Raw genomic sequence first — 16,184 nt, forward strand, 5'->3', positions numbered from 1 at the left:
AAATATTTTAAATATTTATTTTATAACATTTATCTAGAATTTTAATATAATTATTATTTATATAGTTATCTATCATTTTTTTTATTAAATACATTGATTTACTTTTTAATATATATTCTTTTATAAAATTATCTTTTAAATATTCATCATAATTATAATATTCATATTCTTTTAAATATATAAAACCCCATTTATTTTTATATTCAAAAAAGTCTGTACACTTATTTTTTTTTATATTTTCTAAATAAATTTTGAATTTTTTATTTTTGTTAAAATGATATAAAAAATATTTTTTACAAATAATATTTTTGTAATTTTCATACATGTTATTATTTTTATAATTATTTAATATTTTTTTTTTTATACCATTAATATAATTTAAATTATTATCACTATTAACTTTATCATTTATTTCGTTATTATAAAAATAATCAAATGTAAATAATTTTATTTTATTTTTATTATTTATTTTTTTAATAGAATTAATTTTAATAAAATAAATAAAATCTGATATATATATTGGACCTATTATATTTTTATTATTATTATAATTTTTATTAATATTTAATTTTAAAATATATGGTAAATTATTAAAATAACAATTAAAATTTTTTACTTCAATAATATTATTTTTTTTATTATATTTTATTTTTTTGTTATTATTGTCTTCTAAATTTTTTATTATTTTATATATATCAAATTTATTTTTATCAAAATTATTATTTTTTATTTTTATTAAATCTAAATTATATGTATTAAATATATCATTAATTATTAAATTATTTTCTCTATTTTTTTTAAAATCTAATATATCATTTTTATTTATTAAATTTATATTATATATTTTGTTTTTTATTATTTTATTAATTAATATCTTTTTTTTAATAAAGTTTTTATATTCTTCTATTTTTAAATTATTTTTATTTATATAATGTAAAAATTCTTTTTTATTTAAACATAAATTTTTTGAAATATTATTTAAATATTTATCAATTTTTATATCTATATTATTTATAATAATATTATTTTTAAAAATATCTTTTATTATCTTATTTATTAAAATTTTATTTAAAATAATATTTTTAAAACTTAGATTATTATCATTATTTAAACTTTCTAAAGATTCAATTTTACAATATGATTCTAAATCATTACTTAATATTAAATTATTATTTATTACTGCAATTATTTTATCATTATATATAATATCATTTGCAAAAGATTCTTTTATAAAAAGAAAAACTAATAAAAAAAAATATATAATATTATTCATTTTAAAAAATAACTTGTAAATTTATAAACCTGATATTTTAATATTATCAATCATTATAGATCCTGATTTTATTATACTTTTATTATTATAATCATTACTCATTAATAAAATATTTTTAAATATTTGTAACAAATTACCAGATATTGTAATTTCATTTACAAATGTATCTATTATACCATTTTTAATTATAAACCCAGAAATTCCTTGAGAATAATCACCAGTAAAAATATTTAATCCTTCACCTATAATATTCGTTACTAATATTCCATTATACATTTCTTTAATTAAATCATCAAATAAAACTTTTTTATGTTTTATAATAAAAATCCAATTATATATTCCATTAGCATTTCCTGTATTAAATAATTTTAACATTTTAGACGAAAAACTATCTAATAAAAAATTTTTTAATATTCCATTTTTTATTATAAATTTTTTTTTTGTTTCTATTCCTTCCTTATCGAACGGACAAGATCCTATTTCTTCTAAAATATGAGGATCTTCTATAATATTCATCCAACTTGGAAATATTTTCTTATTAAAATAATTTTTTAAATAACTTTTATTTAAATATATATTTTTACCATTTATAGATCTAGAAAAATCTAAAAATATATTTGAAACTATATTATTTTTTATAATTATTTTTGATATAGAACTTTTAATTTTTATATAATTTAATTCTAAAAAAGATTCTTTTACAATATTAAAACCAAATTTATCTATTTTATTAATAATTTTTTTAGATCTTTCATTAATATAATCATATTTTTGTGTAATATTATATTTATTTTTAGATGATATTGTGCAATTTATATTATAATAACTTGAATAAAAATTATTTATAACATTATATGTATTTCCATATATAAAATTTTCATATAATTCATAAAATGTTACATCATCTACTTTAGTTATAGAATTATATTTTTTACTATAATCAATAATATTATTTTTAATATTTTGTATTATATTAAATTTATTTTTGTTATAAAAAATATCATCAAAATTTAACAAATTTAAATTTTTAGGATAAAAACACATTAAATGATAATCTGGTATATAAATATGATTATTATTAATTAAAGTGGTAAAACTAATATATTTATTTATCTCATTTTTTATATTTTCTATATTAAAATTGTAAGTTTTAATATTAATAAATTTGTTTTTAATATATAAAAAAATATTAATATAAGAATTATATTTCTTATTTAAAAAAAAAACATTATTTTTTATTGAATATTCTAAACATATATTATATTTAATATTTATATATGAAAAATTTACTTTTTTAATAATAAATATATAATTTAAAATTTTTTTTAATAATTCTATATAAAATTTATTTTTTTTAAATAAATTATTTATTATATCAATTTCTGATTTATTTTTTAAATTCATCTTATTATATTATTTTATATTTTAAAAAAAATTAACATTTATTTAAAATTTTAATTATATTATTTATTTTATACTGATTTAATATTAAATAATTATTTTTTTTTATTTTTTTTATATCAATATCATTAATTATTTTATTAAATCTATTAATATCAACAATATTTATACTAAATTTTTTAATACCTAAACTTATTAATAATTTTATATAATTTTTATTATCTAATATTTCTCCACATAAATATAACTCTTTCTTTAATCCAACAATATCTATAATTTTTTTAATAAAAATAATTATTGATGGATAAATAGATTTATATGAAAAGAAATTTGCGTTTGATCTATCAAAAGCTAAAGTATGCCTAGTTAAGTCATTTAATCCTATAACAAAAAAATCTATATATTTTATTATTTTATTTAAAATCATAATTATAGATGGAGTTTCTATCATAATTCCTATTTTTATATTTTTATCAAACAAAATTTTATTTTTTATAAAATAAAGTTTTACTTTTTTAATTATTTTTTTTATTTCAATTACTTCTTCATATATAGATATCATTGGTAATAATATTCTTATATTTCCAAAGTAAGAAGCTCTTAAAATAGCTTGTATTTGTATAGTTAATATATTTTTTAAATTAAAATAATTTATTTTTTTGTTTTTAAAAAATATTTCTTCTTCTTTATATATATTATTTTTATTACATAAAAAATTATTTCTTAATATATCAAAAATTCTTATTGTTAAAGTATTATTTTTTAATATATTTAAAATTTTTTTATATTGATTAAATTGAAAATTTTCTTCATATATATTCTTATTATTAAATAAGAATTCACTTCTACATAACCCTATATCATAAATATTATATTTATATAATTTTTCAATATCGTAACTAGAGTTTATATTTATATAAAATTTTATATTTTTATTTAAAAAAATATTTTTTTTTATAAATTTATTTTTATTTTCTTTTTTTATTTTTTTTTTATATTTTAAGTTAAATTTATATATTTCTAAAGAATTAGGATTAATAAATAATTTATTATTTATTGCATCTAATATTATATAATCATTATTTTTAATAATATTATATATATTTTTTATTCCTACTATCATAGGTATTCTTAGAGATCTAGCAATTATACAAGAATGAGATATATAATTACCATTTTCTGATATTATTCCTAATATATTTTTATTAATTTCTAATATATATGAAGGCAAAATATTTTTAGAAATTAATATTATATTATTATTATTAATTGATAATAATGTCTTTTTATTTATATTATTTATTAATCTATTACAAATATCAATTATATAATCTGATTTATAAATATTATCTTTATTAAAGATATTATTTATTTTTTTTTTAATTACATAATATATTGAATATTCAGATGAATATAATTTTTTACAAATTGAATCTTTTATTTCGTTTATAATATTTTTATTTTTTAATATTAAAATTTCAGCTTTAAATATTTCATTATTATCATTATTAAATACAATTTTTGCTCTTTTTTCTATATTTTCTAATTCATTAATAGTTAATTTATAAGATAATAAAAATTTATTTAATTCTATATCTATTTCTTTTTTAGATATTTTTTTTTCTTCAATAAAATTTTCTTTTTTAATTATAAAAGCTGATCCTTTACTTAAACCTTTAGAAACAATAATTCCATTATTTAATATCATATAAAAATTAAAAAATTTATTATTAATTTTCTTTATTAATTGATTCTAATAATTTTTCTAATAAATATATAGTTTCAATCTTATATTTATTATATATAACAATAGTTATAATATCATTATTTATAATTTTTAATTTTTGTAATTCAAATAAATTTTTTCCGTTTGCAAAATAATTATATTTTAATATATATAAATTTAAATTAAAATTTTTACAAAAATTTACTATTTTAACCAATGGTCTTATGTGGAATCCTTGTTTTATATTTATTTTAATATTTTTTATATACATAAAATTAAATACATATATTTTAATTATTTATATATAATTTATAATTAATTTATATAAAAAATAAGTTATATTTATAAATAAAAAAAATATTTTAGAAAAAAAATGAATAAAATAAAATTAAAAATTATTAGCTTAATTAAAAAAATTAATTATTTTAATTATAATTATAATATTTTAAATAAATCTATTATATCAGATAATGAATATGATTTTTTATATAACAAATTAGAAATATTAAGTAAAAAATATCCAAATTTAATAAAAAATTATTATATAAATAATATTAATAACAATTTACATTTAACTTCTAATAGTCATAAACATATATTAAAAATGATATCTATTAAAAGCACATATTCAATAAAAAAAATATATAAATTTGAAGAAAATATTATAAAAAAAAATAATATTAAAATAAAAGAATATTGTTGTGAATTAAAATTAGATGGTATAGCTATAAATATTATATATAAAAATAATAATTTATATAAAATTTTAACAAGAGGCAATGGTGAATATGGAGAAGATATCACAAAAAATAAATTTTTTATAAAAAATATTCCTGATAAAATAGTTTTTTTAAATTATAAAAGTCCAAGTTTAGTTGAAATAAGAGGAGAATTATGTATATCAAATTATAATTTTGATTTTATAAACAAAATTATTAAAGAAAAATATAATAAAATTTTTGTAAATAAAAGACATGCTGTATCAGGAATTATAAGAAATAAAATAAAAAATAAAATTTATTATAAATTATTAAATTTTATTGCACATGGTATTGGATATTGTTTTTTTTTAAATAAAAGTTTAAATAAATTTAAAAAACACAATAATCTTTTAAATTATATTAATAAATTAGGTTTTGAAACTGTTGAAAGAAAAATTTGTAAAACAATAAAAGAATCTATAAAATATATAAATTTTATAGAAGATAATTATAAATTTAATAAATATAAATACTTAATAGATGGTGTAATATTAAAAATAAATTCTATAAAATTACAAAACATATTAGGAAATTCAAGTAAATATCCAAATTGGTCTATAGCGTATAAATTCAATTCAACATATAAAGAAACAATATTAACAGATGTAACATTTAATATAACTAAAAATGGAAATTTTATTCCAATAGGTAAAATAAAAAGTATAAATATATCAGGTATTAATATAAAAAAAATTTTTTTACATAATATAAAAAAAATAAAAAGTTTGGATCTAATGATAGGTGATTATATATTAATATACTTATCAGGAAATTTAATACCAACTATAAAAAATGTAATAAAAGATAAAAGAAATAATGAAATAAAAAATATATTTTATCCTAAAAATTGTTTATCATGTAATTATAAATTATCTTTATATAAAGATATATTAAAATGTAATAATTTTTTTTGTAAATCTAAAATTAAATATAAAATAAGTCATTTTTTTTCTAAAAAATGCATATATATAAAATATTTAAATAAAAAAAATATATGTGAATTAATAGATGATAATTTTGTTAAAAATATTATAGATATATTTAAATTAGATTTAAATATATTAAACAAATATATTAAAAATAATAAAAAAGTAAATTCAATATATAAAACAATTAATGGTAAAGTAAATATTAATATAAAAAATTTTTTATATGCATTAAATATAGAAAATATAGGAGAAAAAACATTAAGTATAATATGTAACAATATTAAAAAATATGAAGAATTATTTACATTAAATAATATTTATATTAAAGATTTAAATAAAAATCAATTAAAAAATATAAATATATTTTTTTCTAAAATAAAAAATATAAATTTTATAAAAGAGATTACACAAAAATATATAAATATTATTTTTTAAAAGAAATGGGTCGTGCAGGACTCGAACCTGCGACCAATTGATTAAAAGTCAACTGCTCTACCTTCTGAGCTAACAACCCTCTTTATATAGTAGGTAATATTGGACTTGAACCAATGACCCTCTCCTTGTAAAAGAGATGCTCTACCTCTGAGCTAATTACCTAAATTTATAATTATATAGTATACTTTTAATATATAAAATGGTCAATATTATTTTAAATTAAAAAAAAAATATAAAATGATAATAACAAGATTTGCTCCAAGTCCTAATGGATATTTACATATAGGAAATATAAGAATAGCATTATATTCATGGATATTTGCAAAAAAAAATAATGGTAAATTCTTATTAAGAATAGAAGATACAGATATTAATGATTCCAATAAAATTTTTAAAAAAAATATCATAAAAGATATGAAATGGTTAGGTTTAAATTGGGATAATAAAGTTATAATACAATCTGATAGAATAAATATATATAATAAAATAATAGATGAACTTTTAGAATCTAAATTAGCATATCCATGTTTTTGTAAAATTAATAATAAAATATTTAAAAAAAATAAAAAATATAAAAAATATAATAAATTTTGTAGATATAAAAATTTTTCAAGTTATGATTTAAAAAATAAATTACATGTTATAAGATTTAAAAATCCTATAAATACAGAAATAATTTTAAATGATAAAATATATGGATTAATAAAATTTAATAGTAATGAATTAGATGATTTAATAATAAGAAGGGAAAACAAATTACCAACATATAATTTTTGTGTTGTTGTAGATGATATTTATTCAAAAATAACTCATATAATAAGAGGATCTGATCATATAAGTAATACACCAAAACAAATAAATATATTCAATGCAATGAATTATAAAGTTCCAGAATATATACATATACCTATAATATTAGACAAAAATAAGAATAAAATATCTAAAATAAAAAATAATTTGAATTTAAAATATTTTAAATATAATGGAATTTTATCTAAATCTATAATACATTATCTATCAAGTATAGGTAATTCTTGTTTTGAAAATATTAATAAAAATGTTTTTTCTAAAAAAGAAATAATAAATAATTTTAATATATATAAAATAAATAAATCACAAATAACTTTTGATTACAAAAAAGTATTACAAATAAATAAAAATTATTTATGTTATACAGATATAAATAAAATATATAAATTTTTTAGAAAATTTATTAATTTAAAAAAAATAAAAATTAAAAATGATTTTAGAATATTAAAATTATTTAGAAATTCATATTTTACATTTAATGAAATTATAGAAAATAATGATTTTTTGTATATAGAACCAAAATTAAATATTAATTTATTAAAAAATAATTTAACAATAAATAATTTTAATATTATTAATACAATTAATAATATTAAAAATAATATTTTTTTTATTAATAAATGGAATTTAGATAATATAAATATATCTTTGTGTAAAGAAATAAATAAATATTCAATCGAATATAAACATTATATTTATAAAATTATAAGAATATTAATATCTGGAAAATTAAAAACAACAAGTATATCAATTATAATATATATATTAGGAAAAAATATATCTATTAATAGATTAGATAAAATAAATATTATTAAATAAATAAAATAATAATAAAATCGGCGAGAGAGGATTTGAACCTCTGACCAACTGGTCCCAAACCAGTTGCGCTACCAGACTGCGCTACTCACCGATAAAATTTGTAAGGGGTGATTGATGGGACTTGAACCCATAACCTTTGGAATCACAATCCAAAGCTCTTTCCAATTGAGCTACAATCACCATAAAATAATATATAATCTCCTCCGACTGGATTCGAACCAGTGACACATGGATTAACAGTCCATCGTTCTACCACTGAACTACAGAGGATTTTTTTATTTATAAAATAAATATTAATTTTAAAATATATAAAATATTATAATATTTATTATAAAATTTATAATAATACTAAATAGTATATCAGTTAAATAATGAATTTTAAATATAACTCTAAAAATTAATAAAAATATTATTATAAAATTTAATATAAATATAACTATAATATTTATATTTAATAAATTTTTATAATATATAAAATTAAATAATATATTATAAAATAATAATGTATGACCTGATGGAAAGGAATAATTATTATTTTTAAATAAAATTTTTTTATTTATAAAATTAAATATTTTATTCAAAAAAATTATATTTTTAAAATAAAAAATATTTTTTTTTATATATAAAATATTATTTTCACTAGGTCTTTTTATTTTGAAAATATTTCTTATAAAAATTTTTAAAAAATGTTCTATTATATTTATTAAAATTATTTTATATATAAAAAAAATAAAATTTTTTTTATTTAAATATTTTTTAAAATAAAATATATTTATTATATATATAAATAATAAAAATATATAATTAAAAATATAAAAAAAAAATATTATAAATAAAATTTTTATTAAATAAATTTATAATAAAAAAAAGTATACTTATAACTAAAATATTTATAATATAAAATATAATAAAAATTAAAAAGAGCGTTTTATTTTTTAAAATCATATTATTTTTATTAAGTTTTAAATATATCTTTAGTAAATGAATTACTTATAACATCTTTTATATTTTTTACTGGTAATATATCTAAATTAGATATTATATTTTTATCAAAACTATATAAATTTTTTAAATTTTTATAAGGTATAATAACTTTTTTTATTCCGCCTCTTTTTGCTGCTAATAATTTTTCTTTTAATCCACCAATAGGTAATACATCCCCTTGTAATGTAATTTCTCCTGTCATTGCAATATCTGATTTTATAGAAATATTAGTAAATGCAGATATTAATGAAGTACAAATTGTTATACCAGCACTAGGTCCATCTTTTGGTATAGCTCCTTCTGGAGAATGAACATGTATATCATAATTATAATAATTAAATTTTTTATTAATTTTATTTAATATATATCTCATTACAGTTAATGCTATTTTTATAGATTCTTGCATAACTTTTCCTAAAGATCCTGTATATATTAATTTTCCTTTACCTGGTACAAAAGATGATTCTATATATAATATTTCTCCTCCTAATTCTGTCCAAGCTAAACCTGTAGCTTTTCCTATAAAATTATCACTATCTTTTACTTTTTTATAATCAAATTTACTTATTCCTAAAAATTTTTTTAAATTATTTTTTGTTATTTTAATTAGTTTATTACTATTACTAATTAAAATTCTTTTTACACATTTTCTAAAAATTTTAGATATTTCTCTTTCTAAATTTCTTAATCCTGATTCTTTCGTATAATTTCTTATTATTGATATAATTGCAGAATTTGATATATTAATTTCGTTTGCTTTTAATGCATTTGATTTTAATTGTTTTTGAATTATATATTTGTTTACTATATTAATCTTTTCTGCTTCTGAATATCCACTTATTTTTATTATCTCCATTCTATCTAATAATGTTTTAGATATATTCATAGAATTTGCTGTTGCTATAAACATTACATTTGATAAATCATAATCTATTTCCAAATAGTGATCATTAAATTTTTTATTTTGTTCTGTATCTAATACTTCTAACAATGCTGAAGATGGATCGCCTCTAATATCAGATGACATTTTATCTATTTCGTCTAATAATATTAATGGATTTATAACTCCACATTTTGACATTTTTTGAATTATTTTTCCAGGCATAGATCCTATATATGTTCTTCTATGTCCTCTTATTTCAGCTTCATCTCTTAATCCTCCTAAAGATATTCTTTCAAATTTTCTTCCAGTAGATTTTGCTATAGAATGTCCTAAAGAAGTTTTTCCAACTCCAGGAGGACCTATTAAACAAATTATTGGTCCAGATATTTTATTATTTCTATTTTGAACTGCTAGATATTCTAAAATTCTTTCTTTAACTTCATATAATCCATAATGATTATTATCTAAAATATTTTTTGCATATTTTAAATCTTTTTTAATTTTACTTTTAGTTTTCCATGGTATAGATAAAATACAATCAATATAACTTCTAATTACAGTAGATTCTGCAGAAATAGAAGACATAGTTTTTAATTTATTTAATTCATTTTCTAATTTATTTTTTATTTCTTTAGAAGATTTTAATAAATTTATTTTATTTTTTATAATTTCATATTCATCTGGAGTATTATTTATTTCTCCTAATTCTTTTTGAATAGCTTTTATTTGTTCATTTAAATAATATTCTCTTTGACCTTTTTCCATTTGTTTTTTTATTCTATTTCTTATTTTTTTTTCTATATGTAATAATTCAATTTCATATTCTATATTTTTTATTAAAAATTCTAATCTTTTATTTAAGTTAATTTCTTCTAATATATATTGTTTATCTTTTACTTTTATAGGTATATTTGAAGCTATAGTATCTATTATTTTTGATTTATCTTCTATATTATTTATAGAACCTATTATTTCTGGAGATATTTTTTTATTTAATTTGATATATGTTTCAAATTGATTAATTAAAGTTCTTATCATTACTTTATATTCTTTAGAATTTGATTCATATGAATTTACTTCTGTTACATTTGCTTCAATATGTTCACCATTATTAATTAAATCATCTATATAAACTCTACTAATTCCTTCTATTAGTATTTTTATAGTTCCATCTGGTAATTTTAATATTTGTAATATATTAGACATTGTTCCAGTTGAATATAAATTATTTTTATCAGCAGGATAATCTTCTATAGATGATTTTTGCGTTACTAATATAATTTTTTTATCATTATTAATAGCTTTATTTAAAGATTTAATAGATTTTTCTCTTCCAACAAATAATGGAACTAACATATTAGGATATATAACTATATCTCTTAGTGGTAATATTGGTAAAGTATATTTATTTTTATTTTTTTCATCCATTTTTTAATAAGTTTAATTATATATCTTTATAAAATTAAATTACTTTTAAATATTTTAAACGGTGCGAACGGGATTCGAACCCGTGACCTTCGGCGTGACAGGCCGATATTCTAACCTTCTGAACTATCGCACCAAACTTTAAATTAGAAAAATATTAAATTATATTTTATTTTAATCTATACTTTTTTTCAATATATTGCAAGAAATTTTTATGACATTTTATTTCTTTATTATTAGCATACGTTATTTTATATTTAATTATTTCATTATTAATATTATTTTTTAATATTTTATTATTATTGTTATTATTTAATTTAAAACTTATTTTTTTTTGTCCTCTTGTTAATAGTAAAAATATTTTAGCTAATATATTAGAATCATTTATAGCACTATGTAAATTTTTTTTATCTATTTTAAATCTTTCACATAAAGCTTCTAAACTATTTTTTTTTCCAGGAAATTTCTTTCTAGCAATATCTAAACTATCTATAACTTTACATATATTTAAAATATTTTTTATTTTATGGTTAATTAATTTTAATTCATAATTAATAAAATCTATATCAAACTTTGCATTATGTATTATTAATATTGATCCGTATATAAATTTTATAAATTCATTACATATGTCTTTAAATAGTGGTTTATTAATTAAAAAATCATTACTTATTTTATGAACTTTATATGCATCATAACTTATTTTTTTATTTGGATTTAAATAATAATGAAATTTTTTATTAGTTATTTTTCTATTTATTATAACAACAGCTCCTATTTCTATTATTTTATGATTAATATAATATATACCATTTTTATTTATTCCAGTAGTTTCAGTATCTAAAACTATTCTTTTTTCATTCATAGTAATATAAAATTAATTATAAAATATATAAATAATTATATAAAAAAAAATGAAAATTTTCGATATATTTATAGATGGTTCATGTTTGATAAATCCAGGACCTGGTGGTTATGGAATTATAATTAAAAATTATAATAATTGTAAAAATATATTTATTAGTAAAGGATATTATTTTACAACTAATAATAGAATGGAATTAATGTCTGCTATATTTTCATTAAAAAATATTTATATAAAAAATAATAATATAAATATTTATACTGATAGTTTATATTTAAAAAATGGAATAACAAAATGGATTTTTATATGGATAAATAATAATTGGAAATCATGTAAAAAAAAAAAAATTAAAAATATAGATTTATGGATAAAATTATATAATTTATCTAAGCTATATATAATAAAATGGAATTGGATAAAAAAAAATTCTTACTATAATAATATTTTATGTGATAATTTAGCAAAAAAAGCAGCTAAAAATCCAACAGAAATAGATAAGTGGTATATTAAAAATAATAATAAATTATAAAAAATATTTATGTTAAATATAAAAAAATTTTTATTTGATTTTATAAAAAATTTTTTAGCAAAAAAAAAAATAATTTATAATATAAATCTTATAAAAATAAAATTTATAAAATACAGAAAATTTGGTGATTATCAAATATATGGTATTAAAAACTTAGAAGATAAAATTAATAAAAAAAATAATTATTTATTTATAATAAATAATTTAAAATTAGAACTAAAAAAAATAAATTTTATTAAAGAAATAAATATAATAAATTTTAATTTTATAAATATTTTTTTAAAAAAAGAATGGATGGAAAAAGAATTAAAAAAAATATTAATTTCTAAAAGATTAAATATATCTAAAAAAAAAAATCAGAATAATATTGTAATCGATTATTCATCTCCTAATATGTCAAAAGAGATGCATGCTGGTCACTTAAGATCTTCTATACTAGGTGATTCATTTTTTAGAATATCAAAATTTTTAGGATATAATGTTATAAAAATTAATCATATAGGAGATTGGGGTATAAATTTTGGAATGATAATTAATGAAATAAAAATTAGAAATATAGAAAATAAAATATCTAATTTATCTATTTCAGATTTAGAATTAATATATATAAATTCTAAAAATAAATTTAATACAGATAAAAATTTTAAAATTAAATCTAATTATTACTTTAAACAATTAATTGATAATAACAAAAAATATGTAAAAATATGGAAATCAATTATAAATTTATCTACAAAAAATAATGATAAAATTTATAAATTACTTGATTTAAAATTAAACAATAATGATATTTTAGGGGAAAGTTTTTATAAAAAATTCATACCATTTATAATTAAAGATTTAAAAAATAAAAAAATAGCAATTAAAAAAAATAAATCTATTATAGCTCCATTAAGAAATTATAAAAATAAATTTGGGAAAATGATGAGTGTTGTACTTAGAAAAAAAAAAATTTATTTATATTCAATAACTGAAATAGCTTCTATAAGATATAGATGTAAATATTTATTTGCTGACAGAATAATATATTTTATAGATAAAAGACAGAAAGATCATTTATTATACTCATTACATATATCTAAAAAAGCAAATTATATAAATGAAAATGTTAGATTTGATCATTATAGTTTTGGGATGATATTAGATAATAATAAACAACCATTTAAAACAAGAAATAAAAATAATTTAAAATTAATAAAATTAATAAATAAATATATAGAAAAAACAAAAGAATTTATTATAAATAAAAATAAATTATTATTAGATAATAAAAAAGAAATGGAAAATATTTCTAAAATTATAGCAATAGGATCTTTAAAATATTTTGATTTGTCAAAAAATAGATTAACAGATTATATAATAGATTGGAATAAAATATTTTTATTAAATAATAATAAGTTAATATATATTTATTACTCATATATGAGAATAAATTCCATTTTTAATAAAATAAATATAAAAAATTTATCAAAAATAAAATTTATAAAAAAATCAAATATTAATATAAGTAATAATAATGAGTTAAATATATCTATATTAATAGTAAGATTTGAGGAAATTTTAGAAACTGTTATAAATTATGGTACATTTAATATATTATGTAATTATATATATGAATTATCAATAGAATTTACTAATTACTATCATAACAATAATTTTTTATTATTAGAAAAAAATAAATATAATTCATTAAATTTAATATTATTGATATCTAAAATAATAAAAATTGGATTGTATTTCTTAGGAATTAAAATTCCTAAGAAAATTTAATTTTTATACTTTGAAGTGTATGAAAAATCTTTTAATCTAAAACCTAATGATAATAAAGATAATATATAAATTAAGAATCCAAATAATATTATAAATATTAATCTAGATAATCTTGATAAAATTCCTCCTATTTCCCAATCAGGCATATATTCTAATATTATTATTAAAGATAAAGACATAATAAATACAGATATTATTATTTTTTTAAAAAATTGTTTCCATCCATTTTTAGGAATAAATAATCCTTTTTTTATTAAATACCAATATAATAAAGCTGAATTAAAACATGCTGTAATACCCATAGATAATGATAATCCAATATGTTCTAATTTTGCGATTAATATAAAGTTTAAAATTTGAGTTGCAAAAAAAGATATTAATGAAACTTTTAAAGGAGTTTTTGTATCTTGATGAGAATAAAAACTAGGAGTTAATATTTTAACTAATATAATACCAATTAAACCAATAGAATATGCTATTAAGGCTTTTTGAGTCATAATCGCATCAAAATAAGAAAATTTTCCATATTGAAACATAGAAAATACTATAGGTTTAGATAATATTATTAATGCAAATGATATTGGAATAGATAGTATAAAACATAATCTTAACCCCCAATCTAATGATTTAGAATATTCTTCTTCATCTTTATTTGTTACGCTTCTAGATAAAGAAGGAAATAATATAGTATTTAATGCTATTCCTAAAATTCCTGATGGAAACTCCATTATTCTATCAGCATAATACATCCATGATACAGATCCTGATGATAAGAATGATGTAAATATAGTGTTAAATATTATAGACATTTGATGTATAGACATACTTATTAAAACAGGCCACATTTTATTAAACATAATCCATATTCCATTATCATTTAATGTAAATTTAGGCAATATAAGCATATTTATATTTTTTAAGTATATTAATTGATATATTATCTGTAATATACCTCCAACTATAACAGACCATGCTAATGATAAAACAGGAGGGTTAGATATTTTATTTGAAAATATAGTAAAAAATATCATACTTCCATTAAGAAAGATAGCTGAAAATGCAGGAATAAAAAACATGTTCCATGTATTTAATATTGCACTAAATATAGATGATAATGAAATTATTAATATAAAAGGAAATGTTATTCTTAATATTTTTGTACTTAATGAAAATTTAAAATCTGTATTAACAAATCCTGGAGCTGTAATTTTTAATATATTTGGAGAAAATACAATTCCTAAAAAAATTATTATTGATAAAGATACTATTAACATTCCTAATACATAACTAATAAATTTTTTTGTAGAATCTAAATCAAAATTTTTTTTATAATTAATTAAAATAGGAATAAATACTTGAAAAAAAACACCTTCAGCAAATATTCTTCTTAATAAATTAATTAACTTAAAAGAAATAAAAAATGCATCTGTCATTACAGTAGCACCAAAAGTTCTAGCTATAATTATATCCCTAATAAATCCTAAAATTTTAGAAATAAAAGTAGCTAAACTAACATATATCAGGGGTTTCAGTAAATTCATATTATTATAATTTATTAAATTTTAAAAAAATAT

General features: G+C 15.1%; 12 protein-coding genes and 6 tRNA genes. 4 read left to right on the plus strand and 14 right to left on the minus strand.

What is annotated here, in order from left to right:
* Nucleotides 1-7: 7 nt before the first annotated feature.
* Genes NAREPO1_RS00475 through NAREPO1_RS00490 form a run of 4 tightly spaced genes read right to left on the minus strand, consistent with a single transcriptional unit; the run spans nucleotide 8 to nucleotide 4,671 of the window.
* Nucleotides 8-1,273: a hypothetical protein gene (locus NAREPO1_RS00475; RefSeq protein WP_130624060.1), complete on the minus strand. Its 1,266-nt coding sequence runs from the start codon at nucleotides 1,271-1,273 to the stop codon at nucleotides 8-10.
* 21 nt (nucleotides 1,274-1,294) lie between these two features.
* Nucleotides 1,295-2,677: a metallopeptidase TldD-related protein gene (locus tag NAREPO1_RS00480; protein WP_130624061.1), complete on the minus strand. Its 1,383-nt coding sequence runs from the start codon at nucleotides 2,675-2,677 to the stop codon at nucleotides 1,295-1,297.
* A gap of 31 nt (nucleotides 2,678-2,708) precedes the next feature.
* Nucleotides 2,709-4,382 (minus strand): putative PEP-binding protein, encoded by a 1,674-nt coding sequence (locus NAREPO1_RS00485; protein ID WP_130624062.1) that lies wholly within the window; start codon nucleotides 4,380-4,382, stop codon nucleotides 2,709-2,711.
* A gap of 22 nt (nucleotides 4,383-4,404) precedes the next feature.
* Nucleotides 4,405-4,671 carry an HPr family phosphocarrier protein gene (locus NAREPO1_RS00490; RefSeq protein ID WP_130624063.1) on the minus strand — a complete coding sequence of 89 codons (267 nt, stop codon included), beginning with the start codon at nucleotides 4,669-4,671 and terminating at the stop codon, nucleotides 4,405-4,407.
* A 102-nt stretch (nucleotides 4,672-4,773) separates the two neighbouring features.
* Here NAREPO1_RS00490 and ligA point away from each other — a divergent pair, with 102 nt between their 5' ends.
* Nucleotides 4,774-6,525: an NAD-dependent DNA ligase LigA gene (gene ligA, locus NAREPO1_RS00495; protein WP_130624064.1), complete on the plus strand. Its 1,752-nt coding sequence runs from the start codon at nucleotides 4,774-4,776 to the stop codon at nucleotides 6,523-6,525.
* Nucleotides 6,526-6,531: 6 nt separating this feature from the next.
* Here the strand turns inward: ligA and NAREPO1_RS00500 are convergent.
* Together NAREPO1_RS00500 and NAREPO1_RS00505 are read right to left on the minus strand one after the other, a co-directional pair.
* A tRNA-Lys gene (locus tag NAREPO1_RS00500) sits at nucleotides 6,532-6,604 on the minus strand.
* 11 nt (nucleotides 6,605-6,615) lie between these two features.
* Nucleotides 6,616-6,687 (minus strand) — tRNA-Val (locus NAREPO1_RS00505).
* A gap of 75 nt (nucleotides 6,688-6,762) precedes the next feature.
* On the opposite strand from NAREPO1_RS00505, the gene gltX reads away from it, so the two are divergent.
* On the plus strand, nucleotides 6,763-8,154 hold the full coding sequence (gene gltX / locus NAREPO1_RS00510) for a glutamate--tRNA ligase (RefSeq protein ID WP_130624065.1): 1,392 nt from the start codon (nucleotides 6,763-6,765) through the stop codon (nucleotides 8,152-8,154).
* Between the two features lie 17 nt (nucleotides 8,155-8,171).
* On the opposite strand, the gene NAREPO1_RS00515 is transcribed toward gltX, so the two are convergent.
* The 7 genes from NAREPO1_RS00515 to dnaQ all read right to left on the minus strand — a co-directional run bounded on the left by NAREPO1_RS00515 (nucleotide 8,172) and on the right by dnaQ (nucleotide 12,311).
* A tRNA-Pro gene (locus NAREPO1_RS00515) sits at nucleotides 8,172-8,245 on the minus strand.
* 15 nt (nucleotides 8,246-8,260) lie between these two features.
* Nucleotides 8,261-8,334 (minus strand) — tRNA-His (locus NAREPO1_RS00520).
* Nucleotides 8,335-8,352: 18 nt separating this feature from the next.
* A tRNA-Asn gene (locus tag NAREPO1_RS00525) sits at nucleotides 8,353-8,424 on the minus strand.
* A gap of 29 nt (nucleotides 8,425-8,453) precedes the next feature.
* Nucleotides 8,454-8,735, minus strand: coding sequence for a phosphatase PAP2 family protein (locus NAREPO1_RS01230; protein ID WP_232616962.1), 282 nt, complete (start codon nucleotides 8,733-8,735; stop codon nucleotides 8,454-8,456).
* A gap of 374 nt (nucleotides 8,736-9,109) precedes the next feature.
* On the minus strand, nucleotides 9,110-11,449 hold the full coding sequence (lon, locus tag NAREPO1_RS00535; RefSeq protein ID WP_130624066.1) for an endopeptidase La: 2,340 nt from the start codon (nucleotides 11,447-11,449) through the stop codon (nucleotides 9,110-9,112).
* A gap of 59 nt (nucleotides 11,450-11,508) precedes the next feature.
* A tRNA-Asp gene (locus NAREPO1_RS00540) sits at nucleotides 11,509-11,582 on the minus strand.
* A gap of 33 nt (nucleotides 11,583-11,615) precedes the next feature.
* A complete protein-coding gene (gene dnaQ, locus NAREPO1_RS00545) occupies nucleotides 11,616-12,311 on the minus strand; it encodes a DNA polymerase III subunit epsilon (RefSeq protein ID WP_130624067.1) in 696 nt (231 codons plus the stop codon).
* Nucleotides 12,312-12,360: 49 nt separating this feature from the next.
* On the opposite strand from dnaQ, the gene NAREPO1_RS00550 reads away from it, so the two are divergent.
* Both NAREPO1_RS00550 and argS read left to right on the plus strand, forming a co-directional pair.
* Nucleotides 12,361-12,840, plus strand: coding sequence for an RNase H family protein (locus NAREPO1_RS00550; RefSeq protein WP_130624068.1), 480 nt, complete (start codon nucleotides 12,361-12,363; stop codon nucleotides 12,838-12,840).
* Nucleotides 12,841-12,849: 9 nt separating this feature from the next.
* A complete protein-coding gene (gene argS / locus NAREPO1_RS00555; protein ID WP_130624069.1) occupies nucleotides 12,850-14,610 on the plus strand; it encodes an arginine--tRNA ligase in 1,761 nt (586 codons plus the stop codon).
* On the opposite strand, the gene murJ is transcribed toward argS, so the two are convergent.
* Complete coding sequence (gene murJ, locus NAREPO1_RS00560; protein ID WP_130624070.1) at nucleotides 14,607-16,151, minus strand: murein biosynthesis integral membrane protein MurJ; 1,545 nt, start codon at nucleotides 16,149-16,151, stop codon at nucleotides 14,607-14,609. The genes argS and murJ overlap by 4 nt on opposite strands.
* Nucleotides 16,152-16,184 lie beyond the last annotated feature (33 nt).

Origin of the sequence: endosymbiont of Euscepes postfasciatus, assembly GCF_004296535.1 — a bacterium.
In the GTDB taxonomy this organism is placed as follows: domain Bacteria; phylum Pseudomonadota; class Gammaproteobacteria; order Enterobacterales; family Enterobacteriaceae; genus Nardonella.

Coding starts and splice junctions, on each gene's coding strand:
- NAREPO1_RS00550 (WP_130624068.1), top strand. CDS start 12,361: ATGAAAATTTTCGATATATTTATAGATGGTTCATGTTTGATAAATCCA.
- lon (WP_130624066.1), bottom strand. CDS start 11,449: ATGGATGAAAAAAATAAAAATAAATATACTTTACCAATATTACCACTA.
- NAREPO1_RS00480 (WP_130624061.1), bottom strand. CDS start 2,677: ATGAATTTAAAAAATAAATCAGAAATTGATATAATAAATAATTTATTT.
- ligA (WP_130624064.1), top strand. CDS start 4,774: ATGAATAAAATAAAATTAAAAATTATTAGCTTAATTAAAAAAATTAAT.
- NAREPO1_RS00475 (WP_130624060.1), bottom strand. CDS start 1,273: ATGAATAATATTATATATTTTTTTTTATTAGTTTTTCTTTTTATAAAA.
- NAREPO1_RS00490 (WP_130624063.1), bottom strand. CDS start 4,671: ATGTATATAAAAAATATTAAAATAAATATAAAACAAGGATTCCACATA.
- murJ (WP_130624070.1), bottom strand. CDS start 16,151: ATGAATTTACTGAAACCCCTGATATATGTTAGTTTAGCTACTTTTATT.
- dnaQ (WP_130624067.1), bottom strand. CDS start 12,311: ATGAATGAAAAAAGAATAGTTTTAGATACTGAAACTACTGGAATAAAT.
- argS (WP_130624069.1), top strand. CDS start 12,850: ATGTTAAATATAAAAAAATTTTTATTTGATTTTATAAAAAATTTTTTA.
- NAREPO1_RS00485 (WP_130624062.1), bottom strand. CDS start 4,382: ATGATATTAAATAATGGAATTATTGTTTCTAAAGGTTTAAGTAAAGGA.
- gltX (WP_130624065.1), top strand. CDS start 6,763: ATGATAATAACAAGATTTGCTCCAAGTCCTAATGGATATTTACATATA.